Source organism: Aeromonas sp. Lyrl_2, from assembly GCF_051948815.1.
Lineage (GTDB): Bacteria > Pseudomonadota > Gammaproteobacteria > Enterobacterales > Aeromonadaceae > Aeromonas > Aeromonas veronii.
Genome location: NZ_JAYJLJ010000003.1, coordinates 1 through 26128 on the forward strand (window position 1 = coordinate 1; position 26128 = coordinate 26128).

The following is a 26128-nucleotide window of genomic DNA, read 5'->3' on the forward strand; positions in this document are numbered from 1 at the left end:
GGACGGGACAGAGCCAAAAGAAAAGGCCTTGTCGTTTGACAAGGCCTTTACCGGGGAATTTGGTCGGTGTGAGAGGATTCGAACCTCCGACCCTCTACACCCCATGCAGATGCGCTACCTGGCTGCGCTACACACCGACGGAGTCAGCTCGGCTGACGGGGGCAGAGTTTATGGAGATGACCCTGCCCTGTCAACAGGGAAACGCCGCCAATTCCTCGGCCACGGTGCGTTCGCCTGCTTTGCGAACAATCAGCGGTTAAAGGTCAGCCGCTTGCCCAGGATCTGGTCAGTCACCTGCCCGTTTTGCCAGGCGATCTGGCCGTTCACCAGCGTCATCTCCACCGTGCTGTGGAAGCGGTAGCCGTTGAATGGCGACCAGCCACAGTGGTAGAGGATGTTGTCATCGTTGACCACATAGGGCTTGCCCAGATCCAGCAGCACCAGATCGGCGAAGTAGCCCTCGCGGATATAACCGCGATCCTGCACCTGGAAGCGCTCGGCCACCGCATGGGAGGTCTTCTTGACGATAGTCTCCAGGGTAAACACGCCGTTGTGGTAGAGCTCCAGCAGCGCCTGCAAAGAGTGCTGCACCAACGGTACGCCAGACGGCGCCTTGAAGTAGCTGTTCTGCTTCTCTTCCCAGGTGTGGGGCGCGTGGTCGGTGGCGATGATGTCGAGTACATCGTTGCGTACCGCATCCAGCAGCGCCTGCTGGTCGGCGGCACTCTTCACCGCAGGGTTGCACTTGATCAGGCTGCCCTGGGTCTCGTAATCGGCATCATTGAAGAAGAGGTGGTGCACACACACCTCGGCGGTGATGTTCTTGTCCTTCAGCTCGCTCAGATCATGGCTGGCGGTAAACAGCGACAGCTCCTTGGCCGAGGTCAGATGCAGCACGTGCAGCTTGGCACCGTATTTTTTCGCCAGCGCCACCGCCATGCTGGAGGATTTGTAGCACGCCTCGTCACTGCGAATGCGGCCGTGCTCGCCCATCGGCACATTCTCGCCCCACTTGGCCCGCGCCGCCTCTTCCGCCTTGGCGATGGTCGGGGTGTCTTCGCAGTGGGTCACGATCATCACCGGACTTTCGCGGAAGATGGCCGCCAGGGTCTCCTGATTGTCCACCAGCATGTTGCCGGTCGAGGAGCCCATAAACACCTTGACCCCGCAGGACTGCTTGGGGTCGAGACGCTTGATCTCTTTAAGGTTGTCGTTGGTGGCGCCGAGATAGAAGCTGTAGTTGGCGACGGAGGAGTTGGCGGCGATCTGGTATTTGGCTTCGAGGGCGTCGAGGGTGGTGGTCTGGGGATTGACGTTGGGCATTTCCATGAAACTGGTGGTGCCACCGGCGACGGCGGCGCGGGATTCGCTGGCGATAGTCCCCTTGTGGGTCAATCCCGGCTCCCGGAAGTGGACCTGATCATCGATCATTCCGGGGATGAGATGGCGACCTGCGGCATCGATCACCAGCGCATCGGGCGCCTCGATATCCGGGGCGATGCGGGCAATCCGTTCCCCCTCGATCAACACATCGGAGGCATAGATACGGCCTTCGTTGACCAGGGTGGCATTCTTGATAAGCAGTTTGTTCATGGGGGGTTCCAGTTCCTTTGCCGATAATCGCGGGTCATAATAGCGCAAAACTGCCCTTTCTCTGTAGCAAGGCCTGACTGATGAAGTTATTTGTAAGAGATTTGACCGTGATCGACTCCAGCTACCTGTGCGAACGCCGCGGCATGGTGGGCGAGAGCTGGCTGGTAGATATCGAAATGAGCGGTGAGCTCAACGAAATGAGCATGCTGCTGGACTTTGGCCGGGTAAAGAAGCTGATCAAATCGATCATCGATGAAGAGGTGGACCACAAGCTGCTGGTGCCGACCGAGTGCCCGCTGATCCACGTCGAGACACTGGATGGTGACGAAAGCACTGTGGATCTGCTGCGCCCGGGTCGCTCCATCCACCTGCGCTGCCCATCCCAGGGCTTTGCCTTTATCCCGGCCCCGCAAGTTGATAAAGAGTCGGTGACCCGCTACCTGCTGGCGGTACTGGCCAAACGGCTGCCGGGCAATATCAAGGATCTCTCCCTGACCCTGCGTCAGGAGGCGATCACCGGTGCCTTCTACCACTACAGCCACGGCCTGAAAAAGCACGATGGCAACTGCCAGCGTATCGCCCACGGCCACCGCTCTCCCATCGAGATCCACGTCGATGGCGAGCGCGACCAAGAGCTTGAGCTCAACTGGGCCGAGCGCTGGGGCGATATCTACCTCGGCACCGAGGAGGACAAGGTGGCGCTGACCGAACTCGCTTTGAGCCCTCGCGCCAATGCCCAGCTTGGCGAGCATCACTGCGGCTTCAAATATGTGGCGCCGCAAGGGCTGTTCCAGCTGGCCATCCCCACCGCCGAGGTAGAGATGATCGACACCGACACCACAGTCGAGCTGCTGGCCTGCTATATCGCCCGCGAAGTGAAGAAGATGGTGGGCGACAAGTTCGTCAAGATTGTCGCCTATGAAGGGGTCGGCAAGGGTGCTATCGCCTACGCCTGATCCCCTTGTCACTGCCGCAATAAAGAGAAGGCCCCGCATCTGCGGGGCCTTGTTGTTTCAACTCTCGACCATCAGGCGCTGAGGCGGAAGCGCTTGACTAGGCTCTCCTGCTGCTCGGCAAGGGAGTCCAGCTGCTGGCTGGTCTCGGCCACCCGCTCGATCCCCTGATAGTTGAGATCCGAGATATCGGAGATGCGGTTGAGGTTGGTGGCGATATCGGCGCTGGTGGCCTGTTGCTGCTCGGCGGCAGAGGCGATCTGGCTCGACATGTCGCTGATCAGCACCACAATCCCCTGCACCTCCTCCATGGCGTTGTTGGCGTGAGAGCTCTGATCCACGCAACTGTCCATCTCGCGAGAGCACTCCTGCATCACGGTCACCGCCTTGGCTACCCCCTGCTGCAGGTTCTCGATCATGGTCTGGATTTCGCTGGTGGACTGGGCGGTGCGGCCCGCCAGACTGCGCACCTCATCCGCCACCACCGCAAAACCGCGCCCCTGCTCGCCGGCCCGCGCCGCTTCGATGGCGGCGTTGAGGGCCAGCAGGTTGGTCTGCTCGGCGATGCCGCGAATGACATCGAGGATATTGCCGATCTGGCTGCTCATGGCACTCACATCACCAATCACCTTGCCGGTCTGTTGCAGCTTGCCCGCCAGTTGATGAGTGGTGGTGATATTGCCTGCCATCACCTTGCGTCCCATCTCGGAGGCCTTCTCCACATCCTGCACCCGCTCCAGGGTCTGGTTGGCAGCCTGCGCCACCTCGCGCACCGAGGCCTCCATCTGGGTCATGGCGGCGGCGACCGAGGCGGTCTCCTGCCGCTGTTTCTCCAGATCCGCCCGCACTGATTCGGTGGTGTGGCGATTGCCGTGGGCGGCATCGTTAAGCTGGGCCGACGCTTGTGAAAGCTGCGCCAGCACCTCCCCCATCTGGGCAATCAGCAGGTTGATCTGGCTGCCCAGCTGGCCAAATTCGTTCTTGCTCTGAAAACCGATGCGCTGGGTCATGTCGCCCTGGGTCACTTCGGTCAGCACCCGCAGCAACTCCCTGAGCGGACGGCGAATGGCCTTGCCCAGGGTATAAGCCACCAGCATGGCGATCAGGATGGCGACTACGATGCTGGTTCCCTGGGTCAGGGTGCTCTGGCTCTGTGTGGCTTTGGCGTGCTGAATGCTCTGACTCATCAGCTGCTGACTCTGGCCGGTGATCCGCTCTAGTCGGTTCTGGATCTCGACGATCAGGGCGCTGGCCTGCTTGCTCTTCTCCCGCATCTGTTCCTGCTGCTTCATCAGCGCCAGATACTGGGAGAGCACGCCTTCGCTTGCGGTGGTGTCGCGCACGAAGCCGTGAACATAGTGGCCCATGTCGTTCTCGAAGTTCTTCAGCTCCCCCTGCAGATCCTTGATGGTGCTGTTGAACCCCTCGATCTGCATCTTGTTGCGCTTGAGCGCCCCTTCGATGGGAGCCGGAATGGTCTGGTTGAGGGCGTCCATGGTGGAGAGTTCGATGGCGGAGAGCTTGGTGGTCAGGGTCTCGGAGAGCATCTTGATAAAGCTGTCGTCGATGGTGACCATCATGTCACCCAGACTTTTCTTGAACTGGGGCAGACTGACCTGAAACTGCCCCTTGGCCAGATTGACCTTGTGCAGCCGGGTGAGCAGCGCCTCGTGTTCGCCGGGCAGGGTATCGGTCAGTTGCAGGTAGCTGTCGACCTGCTGGCTGAGGCTGCTCATCTCCCCTTGCAGTTCGGGGTGGTGGGCCACCTGCTGGCGCAAGACGTCAAGGCTCTTGCCCACCGCAGCCTTGGCCTGTTTCAGTTCGGCCACTTCGGCTGGCAGCTGTTTGGGGTCCTGCTCGGTGAGCACATCCCCCAGCCACTTGTTGGCGCTGAGCAGGGTGATCTGGGTCTGGCTGCTGGCAATCACCAGCGGCATAGACTGCTGGGTCACCTGCTCCAGTGCGTTCCCCAGGGTCTCCTGACTACGAAATGTGAGCAGTGAACTGGCCACCATCACGGCCACCAGGATCGCGAAGCCAAGGTAGACTCGCTGCAAGATGGAGAGATCCGACATTGTTTGTTTCATTATTGTCCCGCTGTATATGCAAAAGTCCCTTGCCTGAGTACCCCGTCCTTTTGATACCCTGCAGACCACCCTGAACAGGCGCTACAGATGACGTCCCTCTGGCTATCGGTATTTTTAACAATAACTGAAGGGAATGGGACATCAGCTGTGTCAAATGTCGGCTTGTGTCACACTTGGCGTGCTGCTCGCCCCCCTTTCGGGAGCCGCTTGGGGTTCTAGTTCAATTTTCTGTTTCATATAAGGGAGTTAGCCATGGCGCAAGAAACCATTTTCAGCAAAATCATCCGTAAAGAGATCCCCGCCGACATCCTTTATCAAGACGATCTGGTCACCGCATTCCGGGATATCCAGCCCAAGGCCAAAACCCATATTCTGATCATCCCCAATGTACTGATCCCCACCGTCAATGACGTGGAAGCCGAACATGAACTGGCCCTTGGCCGGATGTTCACCGTGGCCCGCAAACTGGCCGCCGAGGCTGGCATCGCCGAAGATGGCTACCGCCTCATCATGAACTGCAACCGCCACGGCGGGCAGGAGGTCTACCACATCCACATGCATCTGGTCGGTGGCCAGCCGCTGGGACCGCTGCTCAGCCTGTAATGAATCGCCACGCCTCAACCTGCCGCAGCGCCCTGTTGCTCTGCGGCGCCCTGCTGTTGCTGGGAGGCTGCGCCTCCCGCTGGCAGGATATGTTTGTCTCCTACTCCGATCAGATGGTGCCCCTGCGCAACCAACTGCTGTTGGGCCATGCCGCCGAGGCGCTGCCCGAGGTGCGCGACTCCACCCTTGGGGATGACACCTTTGTGCTGGATCGGCTCGAACAGGGGCGCATTGCCTGGCTGGCGGGTCAGGATGCGGGCAGCAAGCTGGCGTTCACCGCCGCCGACAGCCGCCTTCAGTGGGAAGACAATCAGGCCGAATACCGGCTGAGCCACGGTCTGGATCAGGTGGGCAGTCTGCTCACCAACGATCAGTCGATGGCCTATCGTACTCCCGATTACGAACGCACCATGCTGCACCACTATCTGGCCCTCAACTACCTGCAACGGGGTGATGCCGATGGTGCCCTGGTGGAGGTGCGCCGGGCCAATCAGGTGCAGGAGCAGGCCCTGAAACGGCGAGCCGATGAGGTGCGCAAGGCGAAGGATGAGAGCGAAGAGGCCGAAGCAGAAGGCGAGATGCGCCAACTGATGTCGCGCGGCGCACCGGATCTCGACCGGTTGATCGGCAAGGTCAAAAACGGTTTTCAGAACGCCTACACCTTCTATTTTTCCGCCGTGCTCTATGAGGCGGCCGGGGATCTCAACGATGCCTGGGTCGACTATCAGCGTGGCTACCAGATAGCGCCGGACAACCGCAGCCTGCAAGATGCCTTGCTGCGTCTGGCGCGGCTGCGTGGCTCACCGGACGAGATCCGCGAGACCGAGAAAAAGATAGGCCGCAAAGCACCGCCGCTTGCAAAAGATCAAGGCCAACTGGTGGTGCTGTTTGAAGATGGTTTGATCCCGGCACGGCGCGAACTGTTCCTGCCGCTCCCCATCTCCACCTCCCGCGGTGATTTTCGCACCTTTACCGTCGCCATCCCCTATTACGATAATCGGGCCAGCGACACCGGCCCGCTGACGGTGGAGGTCGGCAAGCGGGCCTGGCAGACCAGCGAGCTGGTCAGGCTGGAAGCGCTGGCCGCCAAAGATCTGCAGGAGCGGCTGCCCGGCATGCTGACCCGCCAGGCGCTGCGACTGGTGGCCAAGGAGCAGATGCGCCGCACCGCCGCCAAAGAGGGGGGCGATGTGGGCAATATTCTGGTGGGGATCTTCAACGCCCTCTCGGAGCGGGCCGATACCCGCAGCTGGCTGACGCTGCCAGCGCAGGCATCGAGCTGGCAGGGGATGGTGCTGGCAGGTGACATCAACCTCACCCTGAGCGCAGGGGCGGCGCAGCGGCAATTGCCGCTCACCATCCACAAGGGACGCACCACCCTGGTCTGGGTACAGCGCCTCGGCGCCGGTCTGACCACCCGGGTGATGCCGCTCTGAGCAGATGGCGAAGAGAGATGAGCAAGACAATTAACCGGGCAGGCTCACACGCGGCCCCACTCACCCCGATTAAGGAGAGCAAGATGAAAGCATACGGGTTGGCCCTCGGGCTCGCGCTGCTGCTGACCGGCTGCGCCACCAACACCTCCGGCGTGGCGCTCTATGGGGCACCGGGCGCCGTAGCGGTGGCGGAGCAGCATCAAAACGTCAACGTCACCCTGACCGAGCTGAGCCGCCGCCAGCAAAATGGCCTGCTGCAGGTCAATGTGGCCGCCGCCAGCACCCAGCGCGGCGATAACAAGCTGCAATATCTCTTCTATTGGTATGATGAGGCCGGTCAGGAGGTCGCCAGCGATGGCCGCGGCTGGACTCCCATCAAGCTGCATGGCTATCAGACCCGCACCCTCTCGGCCCTGGCGCCCAGCCCGGCGGCGCAGGGTTACCGGATTTACGTACGCGAAGTGATTGAGGAATCCTACTGATGAAAATGAATCATGCCCTGCTGATATTGACCTCTGCATTGCTCTTGGGCGGCTGCTCCAGCACCACCGTCAGCTATGGCGATCCCACTGAAACCGAAACCGTCACCGTCGATTACGGCTCAAGCGACCTGCAGGCCATCGCCGACAAGATGGCGGACTCCATGCTCGCCTCCCCCGCCACCAGCGAGATCACCGCTGGCGGTCGTCCGGTGATGTTTATGGACTCTATCCGCAACAAGACCTCCGAGCACATCGATACCGAAGCCATCACCGATACCATCCGCACCAAGTTGCTGCGGGCCGGCAAGTTCCGCTTCGTCGACATGAGCAAGGTGGCCGCCGTCAAGCAACAGCTCGAATACCAGCAGAGCAGCGGCATGGTGGATCCTGCCTCCATGGTGCGTCTGGGCAAGCAGACCGGTGCCCGCTACATGGTCTATGGCAACCTCGCCAGCATCGTCAAAGACAATGGCAAGGTGAAGGATGTCTACTACCAGATGACCATGAACCTGATGGATCTGCAAAACGGCGAACTGCTGTGGGCCGATCAGAAAGAGATCCGCAAACAGGCGAAGAAATCCACCTTTGGCTGGTAACAGGCTCCTGGTGACAGGCAACTGTGATCCGCTACTGGCCAGCCTGCCCGCCCCCTGGCGGGAGGGGCTGCTGGAACCACTCGGGTTAGGCCTGACCAACTGCAACTATCGACTGCGCCTCCCCTCGGGGCGCAGTTACTTTTTGCGTCAGGGCCACTCCGACCCGGTGCGCCTTGGTATCGACCGTCCCACCGAGTGGCAGCTTTATCAGGGGGCGATGGGCGAAGGGTTGGCACTGTCTTGCCACTATGGCGATCCCGCCAGCGGTCTGATGCTGCTCGAATGGTGCGATGAGCCAAACTGGGTACACGCAGCGCCACCGGCAGTCGATCAGCCCCGTCTGCTGGCAGAGGTGCTGCGCAAGCTCCATTGCCTGCCGCTGCCTGCGGTGGTGATGGCAGTACGGGCCCACGCCGCGGGCTATCGCGCCCGACTGGCCCGCATTCCCTCCTGGCTGCCCGCCCTGGAGCGGAGCTTGCTCGCCAGCAGTGAGCCAAATGATTGCTGGCGCCCTTGCCACCATGATCTCAATCCGGCTAACTTGTTGGGAAGCAAACCCTGGGTCATCGACTGGGAGTATGGCGCGGCAGGTCACCCCGGCTTTGAGCTCGCCAGCATCCAGCGCACCCATGAGTGGCCCGCCGAGCGGCGCGACGAGCTGGAAGCGCACTATCTGCAGGCTGTGCCGCGCCACCAGTGGCCCGATTTTCAGAGCGAGGCATTTTTACCCTGGGTCGACTATATCGGCCTGCTCTGGGCCCTGCTGATGGCAGAGCAACAGCCCTCACTCGACTATGACACCCTGATCGCCATCAACCGGCAACGACTGGAGTAACAGATGATAAACAAGGTGCGCTGGCACAAGCCGAAAACCTGGGGTCTGCTGCTGATCGGCCTGCTGCTGACCGGCTGCTCCACCCGGGTGATCTACTACTGGCTCGATACCGCCATCATCTGGCAGCTGGATGACTACTTTGCCCTCTCCTATTCGCAGAAGGATCTGCTCAGCCGCGAAGTGAAGGGGCTGATGGCCTGGCATCGCCAGCACGAGCTGCCGCGCTACGCCAAGGATCTCGACGCGCTGGCCAAGGCAGTGGCCAGCCCCATGACGCCGGAGCAGATCTCGACCAACCTCGATGCGGTGCAGCAGAGCCTGACCCGCACACTGGAAAACACCATCCCCCGTGCGGTCAGGCTGGCGCGCACCCTGACCGACGAGCAGGTGGCCAGCTTTATGACCGATCGGATCAAGCGGCAACAGGAGCGGCAAAAGGACTTTGCCACTGAGCCCAAAGAGCAGATGCTGGCGGAGTTTCGCGACAAGATGAACAAGCGGCTCGAGTTCTGGATTGGCGAGGTGAAACCGGCACAGGCGCCACTGGTGGCCCAGTGGGCCGAATGGCAATACGAGCTGATGCCCCCCTGGCTCGAGTTTCAGGAGTCCTGGACCCAGGAGCTGGACAGGCTGATGAAGCAGCGCCAGAGTCCCGACTTTACCCGCGAGCTGACTGACCTGCTGGCCGAGGGGGATGGGCTGATGGATGGCCGCTTTACCGGCTATACCGAGCAGTCACGCCAGCGTACCGTCAACTGGCTGAGCGCCATGAGCCAGTCGCTGGATATCTCCCAGCGGGCCCATCTCTACTCCCTGCTCAAGGGCTACGCCCGCGACTTCAAGCAGATGAGCGGCAGCTGACGAGCGGCATCGAATGGTGCCATGCGCCCGGGGCAACCTTGTTCAAACCGGGCGCTTATGGTAATTTGCCCTTTCTATTTATCGGGAATTAACTTTTTGCGCCTTATCGACAAAGTAAAACTGGTGCTGGTAACTCTGGTTATCGCCCTCACCCTGCTTTGTTCCATCGCCCGAATGGAAGGCCCGTTGCTACCCGCATCTCCCCAGAGTGAACAGCAGCAGACTCAGGTGTTCAATCAGCTTAGCGACAGCGATGATGGCATCATCAAGTTTGTCGGCAGCCATCAGAATCACCTGCTGCGTCTCGAACAATCCCTGCGCAGTGACAACCAGCCCAAGAGTGTGGTCTACGAGCTGATCCAGAGCTGGTCGGCCCAGGCCATCCTGCTGTTGCTGCTCGGCTGGCTGATGCTGGCCCCCGAGCTCTATCACAAACAGAGTTTTCGCGATCGCTTCGGTGCGATCCACCGGCGCCATCTACAGCGCCAACATCTGCAATATCGCTTCACCCAGAGCTATCTGAGCGCCTGACCCCGGAGGGGATGGCACATCCAGTGTTTGCTCATCTCCTCTTCCTGACGGATCCGGCGGCTGCCTGATCCGCATCTGATGCATCCCATTTTTTGCGCCTTGCCGAGCCTTGTTGCTATCGGCCTAGGCACCATTCTCCTGACAGAGGCTTGTTTGCCATGAGAAAGAGCAATCGCACCGTTCTCAACCGCATGAGCAAGTGGCAGTACGCACTGCTGCTGTTGATGCTGTTGACCTTTACCTTTTACTCCCTGCCCACCTTTTTTGGTGAGCAGCCCTCCCTCGGCCTGCACGGACAGCAGCGCCTGACCCCCCAGCAACAGATGCTGCTGAGCGACAAGCACCTGACCCCGCTCAAGGTCCTTGAGCAACCTGAGCGGGTCGAGCTGGTCTTTGCCAGTCAGGGCGATCAGCAGCGCGCCAAGCAGTTGCTGGAGCTGCAAGGGGTCGACAGTGCCGCCCTGACCCTGGAGTTTCACTCCAACGCGCCGGCTTGGATCACTCGCCTCGGCGCCGATCCCATCAAGCTGGGGCTCGACCTGCGTGGCGGCTCCCAGCTGCTTATCGGGGTGGACGTGGACTTTGTCATCGACAATCAGACCAAGAATCTGGTCGACACCCTGCGCACCCGTTTCCGTGAAGCCAATCTGCGCGGCGCCAGCGTCACGCGCAGCGCACAGGGCGCCGTAGCCGTCACCCTGCCGGAGGTGGCCGAACAGGAGAGCTGGCTCTCTATCATCAAAGAGAGTGCCGGTACCCGTCAGGATCAGTGGAAGCTGACCCGCTCCGGCAATGATCTGAAACTGGTGCTGAGCGAGGCGGAGCGTACCCTGCTGGTCAACAACGCCGTGACCCAGAACCTGTCGATCCTGAAAAAACGGATCAACGAGCTCGGCATTGTCGAAGCCTCGGTGGTGCGTCAGGGGCAGGATGGCATCCGTATCGAACTGCCCGGGGTACACAACCCCAAACAGGCGAAAGAGGTGATCGGCGCCACCGCCTCGCTGGCCTTCTACGAGGCCAAAGCCGACAGCCACTTCTATATCGCCGATCGCAACGGTCAGGCCGTCGGCATGGCACGCAAGCCGGTGCTGACCGGCGAGCACATCGTCGATGCCCGCGCCAACATGGGCGAAATGGGTCAACCCCAGGTCAATATCGTGCTCGACACCCTGGGTGGCAGCAAGATGAACCAGTTCAGCCGCCAGCATGTGGGCAAGCCGATGGCGACCGTTTTCACCGAGTACAAGACCAACGCTCAGGGCAAACTGCGCGCCCAGAGCGAGGTGATCAACGTCGCCACCATCCAGACCGCCCTTGGCAACCAGTTCCGCATCACCGGCATTGGCAGTCTGCCGGAGGCGCAAGAGCTGGCCATGCTGCTGCGTGCCGGCGCCCTCACCGCCCCTCTCAAGATCCTGGAAGAACGCAGTATTGGCCCGACGCTGGGGATGCAGAATATCGAGGCAGGCTTCACCGCGCTGGCCTTCGGCATGGCGGGCATGATGCTGTTCATGATGGCCTGGTACCGCAAATTCGGCTGGGTTGCCATCACGGCGCTGGTCGCCAACCTGTTGATGCAGGTCGGCATGCTGGCGGTGCTGCCGGGCGCCGTGCTGACCCTGCCGGGGATCGCCGGTCTGGTGCTGACGGTGGGCATGGCGGTGGATACCCATGTGCTGATCTTCGAGCGGATCAGGGACCGTCTGCGAGAGGGTGGTTCACTGGCCAACGCCATCGATTTTGGCTATCGCTCGGCCTTCCACACCATTTTCGATGCCAACATCACTACGCTCATCTGTGCTGTGGTGCTCTACTCCATCGGCTCCGGGCCGCTGCAGGGCTTCTCCATCACCCTCATTCTGGGTCTGCTCTCCAGCATGATCACCGGGATCTGGGGGACGCGCGCCATCATCAACCCCCTCTGGGGACGCAGCAGCGAGCGCACGCTGAAGGTGTAACGGGACAGCAGTCCCTCTGATGAGCGGCTTTGGCTGCGCCATCGGCCATGGATATGACCGGAGCGGCCAAAGCAGAACACTATTTCCCGGCGTGTCACGGCACGTCGTGATGGGCCAACAGCCTGATGCTGGCTGGCCAAGGAGAGAATTATGTTGAGAATGATCGTTGCCATGGGGCTGACCCGTTGGCGTTATATCGGCCTGTGGGCTTCCATCCTGCTGACCGTGGCCAGCGTCGCCATCTTGCTGGTGAACGGTCTGACACTGGGGCTCGATTTTACCGGCGGGATCCTGCTGGAGTTTCATATCCAGACCCTGAAAGAGGCCCATGAGCTCAATGCCATGCTGGTCTCCCCGCTGGCGGGAGCCGTTGAGCTGAGCTCGGCCGGTATTCCCGGCGAGTGGCTGATCAAGCTGCCCCCCCACGAACTGCCCTGGCCCGCGGCAGATCTCGCCACCATGCTGACCCAACAGCTGGGGATGCCGGTCGAGTTGCTGCGCACCACCATCGTCGGCCCTCAGGTGGGTGCCGAACTGTTCCAGCAGGGGATGCTGGCCGTGCTGGTCGCTTCGCTGGCGATGTCGGCCTATCTGGCGTTTCGCTTCGAGTGGCGTCAGGCCATCGGCATTCTGCTCTCGGTAGTGCATGACGCCATCGTAGCGCTGGGGCTGCTGTCACTCTTTCAGATCGAATTCGATCTGAACATCATCGCCGGTTTGATGGCGGTGATCGGCTACTCCCTCAACGACAGCATCGTCATCTCGGACAGGCTGCGGGATCTGCTGAGCTCGCGTACCCAGATGGGCATCCACGAATGCTCCGATGTGGCCATCAAGGCGACCTTCAGTCGCACCATGATCACCTCGGGCACCACCCTGTTTACCGTGGGCGCTCTGTTGCTGTTTGGCGGTGACGCCCTCTACGGCTTCTCCTTCACCCTGTTTGCCGGGATCCTGGTGGGCACCGTCTCCTCCATTACCGTCGCCTCGACCGTGCAGGAGCTGCTTGGGCTCACCCCGCAGGCCTACCAGAAGAAGAGCGAGGAGCCACTGGCCAACGCGGCCTGAACCTTGTTAATCAGGCCCGGCTTACCGGGTCTCAACGAACCGGGCCCCTGCCAACCATTGGCAGGGGCTTTTTCCATCCCTCCTCTCGGTCTCTCGCCGCCCCTTTTGTTGCTCGGCTCGCTTCAATTGACAACTGACCATATTGAAAGCAATGACGGATCAACCCGTCATTTTTAATAACAAAAAGGTCATTTTATTACGTCAGAAACCATAAAATGTGACTGAAAGCACTTTCTTGAGGGCTCAAAGGAGGCAACATTGTGGTGATTTATCTACAAAGGGATATGAGATGTTGTTACAACCTGCCAATACAGCAAAATCCAGACAGTTGCTGAACGAGACCATGGCTTTGGTACTCGCAGGAGGGCGGGGTAGTCGCCTCAAACAGTTAACCGACAACCGTGCAAAACCTGCCGTTCATTTCGGCGGCAAATTCCGCATCATCGATTTCGTGCTCTCCAACTGCATCAACTCCGGCATTCGCCGGGTCGGTGTCGTGACCCAGTACAAATCCCACAGCCTGTTGCGCCATCTCCAGTCCGGCTGGTCTTTCCTGCGCTACCAGATGAACGAGTTTATCGATCTGCTCCCTGCCCAGCAGCGGGTGGATGAGGTGAACTGGTATCGGGGTACCGCCGATGCGGTCTACCAGAATCTGGATATCATCCGCGATCACGCTCCCAAATATGTGGTGGTGCTGGCAGGCGATCACATCTACAAGATGGATTACGCCGCCATGCTGCTCGACCACGTCAATATGGGCGCCAAGGTGACCGTTGCCTGCATCGAGGTGCCACGCAGTGAAGCAAGCGCCTTCGGGGTAATGGCGGTGGATGATGATCGCAAGATCAATGCCTTCGTCGAAAAGCCTGCCAACCCGCCCGCCATGCCGGGCAAGGCCGACACCGCGCTGGCCTCAATGGGCGTCTATATCTTCGATGCAGAGTATCTCTATCAGTTGCTGGAAGAGGACATTGCCAACGAGCAGTCCCATCACGATTTCGGCATGGACGTGATCCCCCGCGTGGTGAAAGAGGGCACCGCATTCGCTCACCCGTTTGGCATGTCCTGTGTCGGCTGCTGTCCGGATCGCCGCCCCTACTGGCGCGATGTGGGTACCGTGGACTCCTTCTGGGAAGCCAACATGGATCTCGCCTCCGTCACGCCTGAGCTCGATATCTACGATCAGGACTGGCCCATCTGGACCAGCCAGAACATGACCCCTCCCGCCAAATTCGTGCAGGACAGAAACGGCCAACACGGCATGACCATCAACTCCATGTTTGCCGGAGGCACCATCGTCAGTGGCTCTTTCATCCTGAGTTCGGTGCTCTTTACCAATGTGCGGGTCGACTCCTTCTGCACCCTGGATCAGGCCGTTATCTTCCCGGGTGTGGAGATAGGTGCCGGTTGCCGACTGCGCCGGGTGGTGATCGACAAGGGGTGCAAACTGCCGGAAGGCACAGTGATAGGTGAAAACGCCGACGAAGATGCGCGCCGCTTCCACCGCTCCGAGCAGGGCATAGTGCTGGTCACCCAGGGGATGCTCACCCGCCTGAACAAAGAGCTGCAGGGTAAACAGAAGCGCTGATCCGCAGCCAGACGGGATGCCCCTTCCTACCGCAAAGGGAGCCATTATGGCTCCCTCTTTCTATGGCTTACCAGATAGCCACCTCACACCATCATTGCCATCGCGTAGCTGTGCTGCAGAGATGACATTTAATGTGGTCGAACAGCTGGATAATGCAGCCTTGACGCCTCAAGTCGTAAACGTTGCATTACAGAATAACCATTACTCCTCCGAAAAACTCTCTGTATTATTCCTGTTTGCGCTATATAGCAGCTCCTTTATCTGACTTTTTAGCTTAAACCCGCTAGTTTCACTTGATTGTTTGTTTTTCCTTGGTAAGGTGAGGGCGGTTGCGTAACAAAGCAGGTACCAACGTAAATATATCGGTACAGTCGCTTTTGGCTTAATACAGTAGAGAGAATGAAATCATGCAAAGAGACCCCCTGAACAACATCCATATCCAGTCCGAACAAGTGATGATCACGCCTGCCCAGCTGAAGGAGAAGTTACCTATCTCCGACAAGGCGCTGGCATTCGTGCAAGGGGCCCGCAATACCATCGCCGACATCATTCACCGTCGCGATCACCGGCTGCTGGTGATCTGTGGTCCCTGCTCCATCCACGACATGGACGCCGCCAAAGAGTACGCAACCAGACTCAAAGCGCTGCATGATGCCTATCAGGACTCTCTCTACATTGTCATGCGGGTCTACTTTGAGAAGCCGCGCACCACAGTCGGCTGGAAAGGCTTTATCAACGACCCCAATCTGGATGGCACCTTCGATGTGGAGCTGGGGCTGCATCGTGCCCGCGAGCTGCTCTGCTGGCTGGCGGAGCTGGAGTTGCCGCTGGCCACCGAAGCGCTCGACCCCATCAGCCCGCAATACCTGGCCGAGCTCTTCTCCTGGTCAGCCATCGGCGCCCGCACCACCGAATCCCAGACCCACAGGGAGATGGCGTCCGGCCTCTCCATGCCGGTCGGCTTCAAGAACGGCACCGACGGCAACCTGGGGACTGCCATCAATGCGCTGCAGGCGGCCTCCTCCCCTCACGCCTTTATGGGGATCAACCAGCAGGGCCAGGTTGCGCTGCTGCAGACCCAGGGCAACCCGGATGGCCACGTGATCCTGCGCGGCGGCAAACATCCCAACTACGACTCGGTCAACGTGTCACTGGCGGAAGAGGCGCTGGAGAAAGCGGGCCTGCTGCCGAGCCTTGTGGTGGATTGCAGCCACGGCAACTCCAGCAAGGATCACCGTTTGCAGCCCAAGGTGGCCGACAACGTCATCCACCAGATCCAGGAGGGCAACCGCTCCATCATCGGGGTGATGCTCGAATCCAACCTGTTTGAGGGTAACCAGTCCAGCGAGCAGCCCAAGCAGCAGATGCGCTACGGGGTCTCCATCACCGATGCCTGCATCGACTGGGACACCACCGCCACCCTGCTGGCCCGCTGCAACAACCAGCTGGCTGACCCTCTCAAGGGCAGAACTGCGCGGTAAGCCGTGGTATCTTGTCGTAACCTATTGAACAATCGAGGTATCACCGCTGGTGGCATCAAGCCGCTCACGCCGTGATACCTTGTTGCATCTTGAATTTCAGGGCGCCGCCACTCGCGGCGCCAGCAGGGACTGGATATGGCTGAAGAGTTGAATGTACTCAGGGACAAGATAGATGAGGTGGACAAGCAGCTGATCGCTCTGCTGGCCGCCCGTCTGGCCCTGGTGGGAGAAGTGGGTGAGGTAAAGAGCCGCCACGGCCTACCCATCTATGCACCGGATCGGGAAGCGAGCATGCTGGCCCGCCGTCGTGCCGAGGCCGAGCAGTTGGGGGTGCCCGGCGATCTCATCGAAGACGTGCTGCGCCGGGTGATGCGTGAATCGTATGCCAGCGAGAAAGATACCGGCTTCAAATGCATAAAGCCGGATCTTGGCAAGGTGGTCATCATCGGTGGTCAGGGCCAGCTTGGTCGGCTGTTCGGTCATATGTTCGGTCTCTCTGGCTATCGGGTCGAGACGCTGGAACAAGCCGACTGGCCCCGCGCTGACGAGATCCTCGCCGGAGCCGGTCTGGTGATGGTGGCGGTGCCCATCGATATCACCTGCCAGATCATCGACCGCCTCGGTAACCTGCCCCCCCACTGCCTGTTGGTGGATGTCACCAGCGTGAAGGCGGCGCCGCTCGAACATATGCTGGCGGTGCACCAAGGCCCGGTACTGGGACTGCACCCCATGTTCGGGCCAGATGTGGCGAGCCTCGCCAAGCAGGTGATCGTCTGCTGCCAAGGTCGTGACCCCGCCGCCAGCCAATGGCTGCTGGATCAGATGACCATCTGGGGCGCCCGCTTGCAACAGGTGGAAGCCAAGGCCCACGATGAGGCGATGACCCTCATTCAGGCGCTGCGCCACTTCGCCACCTTTGCCTATGGCTGGCACCTCTCACGGGAGCAAGCCAATCTGGATCGCCTGCTGAGTTTGAGCTCCCCCATCTACCGGCTGGAGCTCGCCATGGTGGGGCGACTGTTTGCCCAGGATCCCCACCTCTATGCCGACATTATTTTGTCGTCACCGCAGAATCTGGCGATGATCCGCCGCTACTACCAAAACTTCGGCGAAGCGCTGGGGCTCTTGGAGCGGGGGGACAGGGACGGTTTCATCGAGGCCTTCTCGCAAGTCTCCGGTTTCTTCGGCGAGCATGCCGACCAGTTCCTGCGTGAAAGCCGCATGCTGCTGGCACAGGCCAACGACCGCCGCCAACACGGCTGATCCTGCAAAAGCAGCTACCTCATATCGCCAGAATGGGAAGATGCCTGGGCATCTTCCCATTTTATTTGTTACATATTTAAACACTGACGTCAGTCACGCTCGGCCTTACGTCGAGCCCCACCGCTGACTGGCCTCAATGCCCTCATCTGGCGCTGCCTCACATCCAGCAAGTATGCCTCCTCAATATCCACGCAATCCGCGCAAATAGCACCGCCCCTTGCAAGGGCTGCCAGATTCTAACGGTCAAACCAAACGGCTGCGAGCAAGGCTGTACGACGCAAAGGAGAACAGTGCCTCCCATCAAAGAGATAAGCAGGAAGCAGGAAGCAGGAAGCAGGAAGCAGGAAGCAGGAAGCAGGAAGCAGGAAGCAGGAAGCAGGAAGCAGGAGAGATTAACCGAGACAGATGGTTTGCCAAAGCTCACTTAACACAGCAATCCAGCGATTTATCATGGCGCCAATACGTTGTCGCCAAAAAAGAAAATGGCCGAGAAATTATCTCGGCCATTCGTAGCCTGGTCAAAGACTCAAGCCTGGATATTACTCATGTGCAACTTATTAGAAGTTGTACTGCAGAGCAACAGTCCACTCGTCGTCATGCTTCTCGATACCCTGGATCTTGTACTCGGTGTAAGCTTTCAGCTTCGGAGTGAAGGCGTACTGAACACCCAGCAGAGTTTCGTCAACCAGATCCTTGTAAGTAGAACCGGCAGCTTGAGCGTTGGCCTTGCCTTCTTTGAAGTTGTAGCCAGCCAGGAAGGTCCAGGCGTCTACGTTGTAAGATGCAGCCAGCTCGTAGCCACGGCCGTCATCTTTCATACCCAGGCTCTTGTTCTTAACTTGGCTTTCGGTGTAAACACCAGCAAAGTAGAAACCATTGATAGCGTAGTGCGCGCCAACAGCCCACTCGTCTTTCTTACCAGTGTTGCCGTTAACTTTGTTCTGCAGATCAGAGTAGGCATAACCGGCATTGAAGCCCAGGCCGAAGTCGAAGTCGTAACCAGCGGCAGCTGCATAGGCTTTCTTACGCTTAACATCGGAACCGAAGATGGCATCTTCTTTAACTTTCTGACCTACGTCGGTGATCTTGACAGCTACGTCGTCGTTGGTCTGGTAGGAAACCTTGCCTTTGAAACCACCAAAGGTGTTGGAGTAGATAACCTGGCCTTCTTGACGACCGTCATAGAAGTTACCTGCGTCACCCCATTCGTTGAAAATATCGGTCGGCTCCAGCACGTCGTAGAAAGCGGTGTCGGTCTGACCAAAGATGATTTTACCGTACTGGGTGCCGTCAAAACCTGCATAGATATGACGAGCATCGAACTTGCTAGACTTACCGTCGCTGCCCTTGTCAGAGTTTTCAGCAGCTACTTGCCACTCGGTCTTGGCAATACCGGACCAGGTGTTGTTCAGAGCAACTTTACCGGACCAACCCAGACGGGAGGAGCCAATCAGCTCGCCGTCGGTATCATCGTGTTCACCGTAGTAGTTAGCTTGTACACGGCCGTATACGTCGAAAGTGGTACCGTCTTTGTCATAGATCACTGCTGCGTTAGCGGCGGATGCAAACAGAGCCGGAATAGCAATAGCCAGAATTGTCTTTTTCATAGTTTCCAATGCCTACTGTAATTAAACACTAAGTTGTTGTTATTCCCTGTGTTAGCGATGTTCTTTGCATCACTATGCCGCCGAGACTAGCACCGGATTTTTTGAACCGCAATGAAAAAACTTGGAACTTTTTACGGAAACCATAGTCATGGAGGCAAAAATGTGAGCCAAGTCTCACCTGACGGCAAGGCAAAAGGAAAACGTTTACAATGAATCCTGCTGATTATTTGGACTCAAATAGTCTGTTTTGCATGCAAATGACGCTAACTACCTGATAAACAACCAAAGTGGTCTGATCAGCGTAAAACTGCCGTGATAATGGCTGTTGCCTCGACCTCACCGAGGGGTTGCGGGTATCCTTGTTCTTCGATTAACCCCTAACTGGCCTTCTCTTCATGCTCTCTACTCGCCTTAAAGCCACCATTCGTCAAACCTATCGCCAGATTTCGGATGGATTACCCGGTTTTGTGCCGCGCAAAGAGCAGAACTTTCTGGTGGCAGAGATAGCCAAAACCCTGACCGGCGAGTACGACAAACAGCGCCGTATTCTGGTTGCCGAAGCAGGAACCGGTATCGGCAAATCTCTCTCCTATGCGCAAGGTGCCATTCCGGTGGCAAGGCTCACCCAGAAGAAGCTGGTGATCTCTACCGCCACCGTGGCCCTGCAAGAGCAGCTGATCCACAAAGACCTCCCGTTTTACCACCGCCATAGCGAGCTGCCGTTTCGCTTTATGCTGGTCAAGGGGCGTCAGCGCTACTGCTGCGAGCATCTGCTGGAGCAGGCAGCCAGTGGTGCCGAGATGGCCAACTTCGAGCTCGACTTTGGCAGTCTGAGCAAATCCAAACCATCTGACAGCGATAAAGATCGCTACCAGGCTCTGTGGCAGGCCTACACCAATGGCAAGTGGGACGGGGATCGGGACAACTGGCCGGAGCCCATTCCTGACACTTGCTGGGATCGCATCGCCGCAGACCGCCACACCTGCAACAAGGCGCTGAGCCATCACCAGCACTGCCCCTTTCATCGCGCCCGCAACGACATGGAGAGCGCCGATGTGCTGGTCGTCAACCATGCACTGCTGCTCTCCGATCTCACCATGGGCGGCGGCATCATTCTGCCGCCCCCTGATGAGTGCATCTATGTGCTGGATGAGGCCCATCACCTGCCCACCATCGCCCGGGATCACGGCGCGGCGTCGGCCAGCGTCAAAGGCTCGCGTCGCTGGCTGGAGAAGCTGGTACAAAGTGCAGGCAAGCTGGCGCGGACGCTTAATAAGGAGAGCCTGCTCGACCCCCAACTCAAACTGCAGGATGCACTGGCCTCCATCCAGCCCGATCTGAAGGCGGTCGAGCAGTGGCTCAGCGCCAACGATCGGCTGTTTGGCACGGAACCCCACTACCGCTTCGCCGAAGGGGTATTGCCGGATCCCCTGCCCAGGCTGGCAGAGAATCTCAAGGAGTCGAGCAAGAAGGCACTGCGGGCGCTGGATCGGATGCAAGGGGCCATAGGTGAAGCGCTGAAAGATGGCGAGATCCGCCGCAAGGAGGCTGAACCTCTGCTGGCAGAGAGCGGTTTTCATCTGCAACGGCTGGAGAGTTTCTGCGCCCTCTGGGAGATGCTGGGGCGCCATGTGCCGACCGGTAAAACCCCGCTCGCCCGCTGGATGGCCAAGAGCGATGACGGCGATATCTGGCTGCACGCCTCACCGATAGAGGTGGGGTATCTGCTGGAGGAGTGGCTCTGGTCGAAATGTCTGGGTGCCGTACTGGTCTCCGCGACCCTCACCGCCCTCTCTTCCTTTAGTTATTTTCGCCATCAGGTGGGGCTCAAGGAGCACGATGGTACCCGCTATCTGCGCCTGCGCTCCCCCTTTGACTATCAGAAAGCCGAGCTCTATCTGCCCAAGATGGAGCACGAACCCAACTCGCCAGCCTTTACCAACGAACTCATCAGCGTACTGCCACGAATTCTGGCGGGCAAGGAGGCGAGTCTGGTGCTCTTCTCCTCCTACCGCCAGATGAATGAGGTGGCCATTGGCTTGCGAGCCAAGGGGCTGTCACTGCTGGTGCAGGGGGAAGCCTCCCGCAATGCCCTGCTCACCCTGCACAAACAAAAGTGCGATGGCGGTCAGGCCAGCATTCTGTTTGGTACCGGCAGCTTCTCGGAGGGGCTGGATCTGCCGGGTCACTACCTTACCAATCTGGTCATCACCAAGCTCCCCTTTGCGGTACCCAACTCACCGGTCGAGGAGGCCACTGCCGAGTGGGTGGAGCAACGAGGGGGGAACCCCTTCCTGCAACTGACAGTGCCGGAGGCATCGCGCAAGCTTATCCAGGCCTGTGGCCGCCTCATCCGCAAGGAGGCCGATCGGGGACGGGTTACCATTCTTGACCGCCGCCTGCTAACCAAACGTTATGGCAAGGGGCTGCTCGACGCCCTCCCCCCGTTTACACGGCGGATCGAATAAATAAGCCGGTTATTATTGATAGAAAAACTGACAGCGGAACGAACGTTGACCACCAGAAAGAGCCATTGCCGCAGTAGGCCAAACCTGTAAAAATGAGCCCCTGTTTTCAGTGGGCAATCGCCTGACTGTTCAAGGAGATGAAATGAAACTGACTGTTCTGGTACCGGCGCTGGCTGGTCTGTTGTGGGCCGGTAGCGCCCTGGCTGATGCTCAACTGGAAGTGACCACCCCGTATGTCGTCCAGCTGATCGATGGTCAATCCATCAACCCCAAGCTGCTCGACAAAACCAGCACCTTCCCCCTCTCTGCCGGCAAACACCAGTTGGTCGTCGCCTTTGAAGGCAACTACTCCAGCCGTAACGAAATCAAGCTGGTCACCGCCGAGCCGCTGGTGCTGAACTTCACTGCCGCCGACAACCAACAGCTGGTGCTGGACTATAAAAAACCCCGCAACGAAGCCGAAGCCAAGCAGTTTGTCAAAGATCAGAAAGTGGCGCTGAAAGACAAGGTCAGCGGCCAGCAGGTAAGCAGCGAACAGTTCGTGATGCCGAAAGTAGAAGGCTTCCAGCTGACCCGTGACTATCAGCAAGAGCTGATCAACATGGGTAAAGCCTTCAACCAGCCCAAAGCGGTTGCCGTCTCCTCTGCTGCCGTGATGGCTGCCGCCAGCGCACCGGTTCAGGTTGCCCCCAGCAAGGCTCAAAGCAATCCGGAAGCGCTGACCCAGTTGCAAAACTGGTACAACAAGGCAGATGCTGAAACCCGCAAAGCCTTCCAGATCTGGGTTATCCAGCAGCAATAAGCCGGGCTGAGAGATTGACTGAAAGGGGAGCCAAGCTCCCCTTTTCCATATCCTGCGGTCTCACTCACGACGCGTCTTGATTTATGCGCTGCCACTTCCCCTTTATATAGGGAGTGTATATATGGATTCATCTGCTGATTTCATATATAGAAAGCGCCACCTTGCCAGGGAGAATGGCACCATGTCGTTGCGCATTTTCTATCACCCCCTCTACTCCTCCCTGACGCTACCCGAGCGCCATCGCTTTCCGCTGGCCAAGTATCAAGGGCTGTTTGAACGCCTGCAGGTGCAGGGTTACCCCCTCGGCGAAGCGCCCGCCGCTACCCGGGAGCAAATCTGTCGTATTCACGATGCCGATTATGTCGCGGCCGCCCTGAGCGGCCAGCTTGAAGCTCGCGCCATCCGCAAGATCGGTTTTCCCTGGTCACCCATGTTGATGGAGCGCACCTTGCGCTCGGTGGGTGCCACCGTTGCCGCCAGCCACCATGCTCTTGAGCAGGGCTGCGGCTTGCAGATCTCCGGTGGCTACCACCACGCCCATCGGGATCACGGCAGCGGTTTTTGTCTGTTTAACGATTTGGTGATTGCCGCCCAGGCTTGCCTCGACGAGGGGCACTGTGAACAGGTGCTGATCGTCGATCTCGATGTGCATCAGGGGGATGGCAGTGCGGCCCTGTGCGCCGAACGGCGCGATATCATCACCCTCTCCCTCCATGGGGAGCACAACTTTCCCCACAACAAAATCACCTCTCACCTCGACTTTCCACTGCCAAGCGGCATGACAGACGATGCCTACCTCACCACATTGCAACAGGCGCTATCGCTGGCGCTGCGGCTCTATTCGCCGGATCTCATCCTCTATCAGGCGGGCGTCGATGTGCATCATGCCGACGAGCTTGGTTATCTATCCCTGAGCGATGAAGGGGTTCGCCTGCGCGATGCCATGGTATTTGACTGTGCAATCCAGCATGGGTTGCCTGTCGCCGCTGTACCCGGTGGCGGCTATCGCCGCGACTGGCAACAGCTGATCCCGCTTCATATGTCGCTGTTTGAAACAGCGCACCACCGTTTTGGCTGATGGCATGGCTTTATAGCGCGGACCCCCCATCAGAAGTGGGCGGGCACTTCACCAGATAAAACAGAAGAGGCGACCCTTAGGGTCGCCTCTTCGTGTTTCGTCATCTCGGTCACACAAGCTCGCTCGTTGTCAGGCAAGCTCGGGACGCCTGAGGATAACTATTTCTGACGCTTGCGGGCGTACTTGCGACGGGCGCGGGCCTGACGCTCCTCTTCCCGCTCGGCCTTCTCTTTGGCTTTTTGCTCGGCTTCTGCCGCGGCTTCGACAATCTCGACGCTCACCATCTCCGGCGTCTCCAGCGAGATGCGGCCAAGCAAGCCGGAGCGGAACTCGTTAATCAGGATCTCGGACGCCTTGTGCAGGTCGGCCAGCCCCCCTTTGCGCATAAACGCCCGCTGGCGGGCGATCATCTCCAGCAGCTCGATCTCGGTCTCGGGCAACTCGTCAATCTGGTAACGCGCCTTGATCCGCTCCGGATAGGCCTTGATGAAGTAATCGGCGGCGAACATGGCGATATCGGCATAGTCGAACACCGTGTCCTTGATGGCCGCGGTGATGGCCAGACGATAACCGCAGGAGGGCGGATTGAGCTTGGGCCAGAGAAAACCCGGGGTATCGGTCAGGATAACGTTGTTATCCAGCTTGATCCGCTGCTGGGACTTGGTCACCCCCGCCTCGTTGCCGGTACGGGCGATGATGCGCCCCGCCAGGGTATTGATCAGAGTGGACTTGCCCACGTTGGGGATCCCCATGATCATCGCCCGCACGCCGCGCAGCTCAAAATTGCGCTCCGGCAGCATCTCGTGACAGAGAGTCAGCAGTTGCTTGATCTTCTCCGGCTCTTGTTGCGTCAGCGGCAGCGCCTTGATCCCCTTCTCTTTTTCCATGTGCGCCACCCACAGATCGGTGATCGCCGGATCGGCCAGGTCCGCCTTGTTCAGCACCTTGATCACCGGGGTATCACCACGCAGCTCGGGCACCAGCGGGTTTTCGCTGGAGAAGGGGATGCGGGCATCGAGCATCTCGATGATCACATCGACCTGGGGCATGACCTCGGCAATCTCTTTGCGGGCCTTGTGCATGTGACCGGGGAACCAGTTGATGGACATATCCGTTACTCTCTGTGGGGGCTGCGGGCGGGCGCATGAAACAACAGGCGCTCTGCCGCGGGCATCGAACGAAGGGGGCGCATTTTACCTGCTGCGGGCACATTTTGACAGGTCATTCTAGCCATCACTTCATCAAATCAGCAAACCGCCGAGGCGGAGCAACCTTGCCGGAAGCGACCGGACCAACTGGTTCAATTGATAGATAACACATTGATATAGTGTAACATTTTCATCACTTTTTCACACAACCGTCACCGATAGTCAGTAAAAGTGTCATCTGCCCCCTCTAGGCTGCGCTCAGGTTTTACAAGGAGCGAACCCCAATGAGAAAAATGGCAGGACTTGCAGTGATGATCGGCGCCGCCCTGGCTGCCGGCTGCAAATCAGACAATGACACGGTGGCGACCAAGCCCGCAGCCCAACCCACCAACGTCATCTTCTTCCTCGGTGACGGCATGGGCCTCAACACCCTGACGGCGGCCCGCATCTACGGTGTCGGCGAAGAGGGTGATCTCACCATCGATACCCTGCCAGAGACGGCCTTTATCAAGACCTTCTCCCACGATGCCCAGGTCACTGACTCGGCCCCCTCCATGGCGGCCTACATGACCGGGGTCAAGAGCAACAACGGCGTCATCAGCATGGACGGCGACGCCACCTATGAGAGCGACTGCAGCAAGAGCGCCGGCAAGCCGGTGACCACCCTGCTGGAGCTGGCCAAAGCCGATGGCCGCGGTACCGGCGTGGTGACCAGTACCCGGGTAACCCACGCCACCCCGGCGGCTACCTATGCCCATATCTGCAACCGGGATCTGGAAGCGGATATCGCCGTCCAGCTGGTACCGGGCGGCAAAGGCTACAACAGCGCCCTCAAGGAGGGGCTGGATGTGGTGCTCGGTGGCGGCAGCAGTTTCTTCCTGCCCATAGCCGACAAGGGCAAGCGGGAGGATGGCCGCAACCTCATCAGCGAAATGCAGGCCAAGGGCTACCAGTTTGCCAGCAATCTGGATGAGCTGAACAAGGCCGATGCGGGCAAGCCGCTGCTGGGACTGTTTGGTTCCAGTCACATGAAATATGACCTGGACCGCCCTGCCAGCGAGCCGTCACTGGCCCAGATGACCCTGGCCGCCATCAAGCAGCTCAAGGGTAAGGAGAAGGGTTACTTCCTGATGGTGGAAGGGGGTCGCATCGACCACGCCCTGCACGACACCAACGCCAAGCGGGCGCTGCAGGACACCATCGCCTTCGACAACGCCATCAAGGCTGCCATCGACGAGGTGAAAAAGAGCGACCCCGAGCTGAAAAACACCCTGGTCGTGGTCACCGCCGACCACGACCACACGCTCGTGCTCAACGGCTATGCCAAGCGCACTGGCAAGACCACCGCCGACAACCCCGGCGTACTCGGGCTGGTGAAGAACTACGAGACTGGCGAGCCAAGCAAGGATAGCGAGGGCATGCCCTACACCATCATAGGTTTTGGCAACGGCTACAACCGGGTGGATGGCCCGCGCAGCAGCGTCGCCCCGCTCGACGATGCCACCGTCTCCGCCAATGACTACCACCAGGAAGTGGTGGTCAAGGTAGGCGAAATCGGCAACGAGACCCACGGCGGCACAGATGTCTTCCTCGGCGCCATCGGCAAGGGGGCTGACAGCTTCCATGGCTCACTCGATAACACCGCCGTGTTCGGCAAGATCAAGGCTGCGGCCAAGCTGTAAGG

At 59.2% G+C, this 26128-nt stretch carries 21 protein-coding genes and 1 tRNA gene; 17 read left to right on the plus strand and 5 right to left on the minus strand.

Annotation, left to right across the window (positions count from 1 at the left end; translation table 11 throughout):
* Nucleotides 1-60: 60 nt before the first annotated feature.
* Nucleotides 61-137: transfer RNA gene (locus VF684_RS03035), tRNA-Pro, on the minus strand.
* Nucleotides 138-249: 112 nt separating this feature from the next.
* A complete protein-coding gene (locus VF684_RS03040; RefSeq protein ID WP_139730514.1) occupies nt 250-1593 on the minus strand; it encodes a dihydroorotase in 1344 nt (447 codons plus the stop codon).
* 80 nt (nt 1594-1673) lie between these two features.
* Here VF684_RS03040 and VF684_RS03045 point away from each other — a divergent pair, with 80 nt between their 5' ends.
* On the plus strand, nt 1674-2549 hold the full coding sequence (locus VF684_RS03045) for a 6-pyruvoyl trahydropterin synthase family protein (RefSeq protein ID WP_042053203.1): 876 nt from the start codon (nt 1674-1676) through the stop codon (nt 2547-2549).
* A gap of 71 nt (nt 2550-2620) precedes the next feature.
* Here the strand turns inward: VF684_RS03045 and VF684_RS03050 are convergent, their stop codons facing one another.
* A complete protein-coding gene (locus VF684_RS03050) occupies nt 2621-4633 on the minus strand; it encodes a methyl-accepting chemotaxis protein (RefSeq protein ID WP_100646263.1) in 2013 nt (670 codons plus the stop codon).
* A gap of 252 nt (nt 4634-4885) precedes the next feature.
* Between VF684_RS03050 and hinT the strand changes: the two genes are divergently transcribed.
* The 12 genes from hinT to tyrA all read left to right on the plus strand — a co-directional run bounded on the left by hinT (nt 4886) and on the right by tyrA (nt 17341).
* On the plus strand, nt 4886-5236 hold the full coding sequence (gene hinT, locus VF684_RS03055; protein ID WP_005334033.1) for a purine nucleoside phosphoramidase: 351 nt from the start codon (nt 4886-4888) through the stop codon (nt 5234-5236).
* Entirely contained in the window at nt 5236-6672 is a 1437-nt protein-coding gene (locus tag VF684_RS03060) for a COG3014 family protein (protein ID WP_162516039.1), read from the plus strand. Before hinT ends, VF684_RS03060 begins: the two co-directional genes overlap by 1 nt.
* A gap of 83 nt (nt 6673-6755) precedes the next feature.
* The gene (locus tag VF684_RS03065) at nt 6756-7154 is read left to right on the plus strand and encodes a YcfL family protein (RefSeq protein WP_139730515.1); all 399 of its coding nucleotides are present in this window, start codon (nt 6756-6758) and stop codon (nt 7152-7154) included.
* Nucleotides 7154-7750 carry a penicillin-binding protein activator LpoB gene (gene lpoB / locus VF684_RS03070; protein ID WP_005334041.1) on the plus strand — a complete coding sequence of 199 codons (597 nt, stop codon included), beginning with the start codon at nt 7154-7156 and terminating at the stop codon, nt 7748-7750. The genes VF684_RS03065 and lpoB overlap by 1 nt, the downstream gene beginning before the upstream one ends.
* Before the next feature lie 10 nt (nt 7751-7760).
* Nucleotides 7761-8585 carry a phosphotransferase gene (locus tag VF684_RS03075; RefSeq protein ID WP_240037389.1) on the plus strand — a complete coding sequence of 275 codons (825 nt, stop codon included), beginning with the start codon at nt 7761-7763 and terminating at the stop codon, nt 8583-8585.
* 3 nt (nt 8586-8588) lie between these two features.
* Nucleotides 8589-9446, plus strand: coding sequence for a DUF6279 family lipoprotein (locus VF684_RS03080; RefSeq protein WP_139730517.1), 858 nt, complete (start codon nt 8589-8591; stop codon nt 9444-9446).
* A 96-nt stretch (nt 9447-9542) separates the two neighbouring features.
* Entirely contained in the window at nt 9543-9977 is a 435-nt protein-coding gene (locus VF684_RS03085; protein ID WP_005334044.1) for a hypothetical protein, read from the plus strand.
* Nucleotides 9978-10135: 158 nt separating this feature from the next.
* A complete protein-coding gene (secD, locus tag VF684_RS03090; RefSeq protein WP_139730518.1) occupies nt 10136-11938 on the plus strand; it encodes a protein translocase subunit SecD in 1803 nt (600 codons plus the stop codon).
* Between the two features lie 150 nt (nt 11939-12088).
* Nucleotides 12089-13006 carry a protein translocase subunit SecF gene (gene secF, locus VF684_RS03095; RefSeq protein WP_005334046.1) on the plus strand — a complete coding sequence of 306 codons (918 nt, stop codon included), beginning with the start codon at nt 12089-12091 and terminating at the stop codon, nt 13004-13006.
* Between the two features lie 289 nt (nt 13007-13295).
* A complete protein-coding gene (gene glgC, locus VF684_RS03100) occupies nt 13296-14597 on the plus strand; it encodes a glucose-1-phosphate adenylyltransferase (protein ID WP_005334047.1) in 1302 nt (433 codons plus the stop codon).
* Between the two features lie 407 nt (nt 14598-15004).
* Nucleotides 15005-16078 (plus strand): 3-deoxy-7-phosphoheptulonate synthase, encoded by a 1074-nt coding sequence (locus VF684_RS03105; RefSeq protein WP_440173748.1) that lies wholly within the window; start codon nt 15005-15007, stop codon nt 16076-16078.
* 135 nt (nt 16079-16213) lie between these two features.
* Entirely contained in the window at nt 16214-17341 is a 1128-nt protein-coding gene (tyrA, locus tag VF684_RS03110; RefSeq protein ID WP_005344616.1) for a bifunctional chorismate mutase/prephenate dehydrogenase, read from the plus strand.
* A gap of 557 nt (nt 17342-17898) precedes the next feature.
* Here the strand turns inward: tyrA and VF684_RS03115 are convergent.
* The gene (locus VF684_RS03115) at nt 17899-18948 is read right to left on the minus strand and encodes a porin (RefSeq protein ID WP_005344614.1); all 1050 of its coding nucleotides are present in this window, start codon (nt 18946-18948) and stop codon (nt 17899-17901) included.
* A gap of 395 nt (nt 18949-19343) precedes the next feature.
* Between VF684_RS03115 and dinG the strand changes: the two genes are divergently transcribed.
* The 3 genes from dinG to VF684_RS03130 all read left to right on the plus strand — a co-directional run bounded on the left by dinG (nt 19344) and on the right by VF684_RS03130 (nt 23296).
* Complete coding sequence (dinG, locus tag VF684_RS03120) at nt 19344-21416, plus strand: ATP-dependent DNA helicase DinG (protein WP_139441514.1); 2073 nt, start codon at nt 19344-19346, stop codon at nt 21414-21416.
* A 142-nt stretch (nt 21417-21558) separates the two neighbouring features.
* Nucleotides 21559-22218, plus strand: coding sequence for a YccT family protein (locus tag VF684_RS03125; protein ID WP_042655856.1), 660 nt, complete (start codon nt 21559-21561; stop codon nt 22216-22218).
* Nucleotides 22219-22399: 181 nt separating this feature from the next.
* On the plus strand, nt 22400-23296 hold the full coding sequence (locus tag VF684_RS03130) for a histone deacetylase family protein (protein WP_201998354.1): 897 nt from the start codon (nt 22400-22402) through the stop codon (nt 23294-23296).
* Nucleotides 23297-23454: 158 nt separating this feature from the next.
* Here VF684_RS03130 and ylqF read toward each other — a convergent pair whose 3' ends face one another.
* Nucleotides 23455-24405 (minus strand): ribosome biogenesis GTPase YlqF, encoded by a 951-nt coding sequence (gene ylqF, locus VF684_RS03135; RefSeq protein WP_005334061.1) that lies wholly within the window; start codon nt 24403-24405, stop codon nt 23455-23457.
* A gap of 323 nt (nt 24406-24728) precedes the next feature.
* Between ylqF and VF684_RS03140 the strand changes: the two genes are divergently transcribed.
* On the plus strand, nt 24729-26126 hold the full coding sequence (locus tag VF684_RS03140) for an alkaline phosphatase (RefSeq protein ID WP_107685189.1): 1398 nt from the start codon (nt 24729-24731) through the stop codon (nt 26124-26126).
* Nucleotides 26127-26128: the final 2 nt, after the last annotated feature.

What these genes read in the sequence shown, in the direction of transcription:
- VF684_RS03040 (WP_139730514.1), bottom strand. Translation starts at nt 1,593, where the DNA reads ATGAACAAACTGCTTATCAAGAATGCCACCCTGGTCAACGAAGGCCGT.
- VF684_RS03130 (WP_201998354.1), top strand. Translation starts at nt 22,400, where the DNA reads ATGTCGTTGCGCATTTTCTATCACCCCCTCTACTCCTCCCTGACGCTA.
- ylqF (WP_005334061.1), bottom strand. Translation starts at nt 24,405, where the DNA reads ATGTCCATCAACTGGTTCCCCGGTCACATGCACAAGGCCCGCAAAGAG.
- dinG (WP_139441514.1), top strand. Translation starts at nt 19,344, where the DNA reads ATGCTCTCTACTCGCCTTAAAGCCACCATTCGTCAAACCTATCGCCAG.
- lpoB (WP_005334041.1), top strand. Translation starts at nt 7,154, where the DNA reads ATGAAAATGAATCATGCCCTGCTGATATTGACCTCTGCATTGCTCTTG.
- VF684_RS03125 (WP_042655856.1), top strand. Translation starts at nt 21,559, where the DNA reads ATGAAACTGACTGTTCTGGTACCGGCGCTGGCTGGTCTGTTGTGGGCC.
- VF684_RS03105 (WP_440173748.1), top strand. Translation starts at nt 15,005, where the DNA reads ATGCAAAGAGACCCCCTGAACAACATCCATATCCAGTCCGAACAAGTG.
- secD (WP_139730518.1), top strand. Translation starts at nt 10,136, where the DNA reads ATGAGAAAGAGCAATCGCACCGTTCTCAACCGCATGAGCAAGTGGCAG.
- secF (WP_005334046.1), top strand. Translation starts at nt 12,089, where the DNA reads ATGTTGAGAATGATCGTTGCCATGGGGCTGACCCGTTGGCGTTATATC.
- VF684_RS03045 (WP_042053203.1), top strand. Translation starts at nt 1,674, where the DNA reads ATGAAGTTATTTGTAAGAGATTTGACCGTGATCGACTCCAGCTACCTG.
- VF684_RS03060 (WP_162516039.1), top strand. Translation starts at nt 5,236, where the DNA reads ATGAATCGCCACGCCTCAACCTGCCGCAGCGCCCTGTTGCTCTGCGGC.
- VF684_RS03065 (WP_139730515.1), top strand. Translation starts at nt 6,756, where the DNA reads ATGAAAGCATACGGGTTGGCCCTCGGGCTCGCGCTGCTGCTGACCGGC.
- glgC (WP_005334047.1), top strand. Translation starts at nt 13,296, where the DNA reads ATGTTGTTACAACCTGCCAATACAGCAAAATCCAGACAGTTGCTGAAC.
- tyrA (WP_005344616.1), top strand. Translation starts at nt 16,214, where the DNA reads ATGGCTGAAGAGTTGAATGTACTCAGGGACAAGATAGATGAGGTGGAC.
- VF684_RS03115 (WP_005344614.1), bottom strand. Translation starts at nt 18,948, where the DNA reads ATGAAAAAGACAATTCTGGCTATTGCTATTCCGGCTCTGTTTGCATCC.
- VF684_RS03140 (WP_107685189.1), top strand. Translation starts at nt 24,729, where the DNA reads ATGAGAAAAATGGCAGGACTTGCAGTGATGATCGGCGCCGCCCTGGCT.
- VF684_RS03050 (WP_100646263.1), bottom strand. Translation starts at nt 4,633, where the DNA reads ATGAAACAAACAATGTCGGATCTCTCCATCTTGCAGCGAGTCTACCTT.
- hinT (WP_005334033.1), top strand. Translation starts at nt 4,886, where the DNA reads ATGGCGCAAGAAACCATTTTCAGCAAAATCATCCGTAAAGAGATCCCC.
- VF684_RS03080 (WP_139730517.1), top strand. Translation starts at nt 8,589, where the DNA reads ATGATAAACAAGGTGCGCTGGCACAAGCCGAAAACCTGGGGTCTGCTG.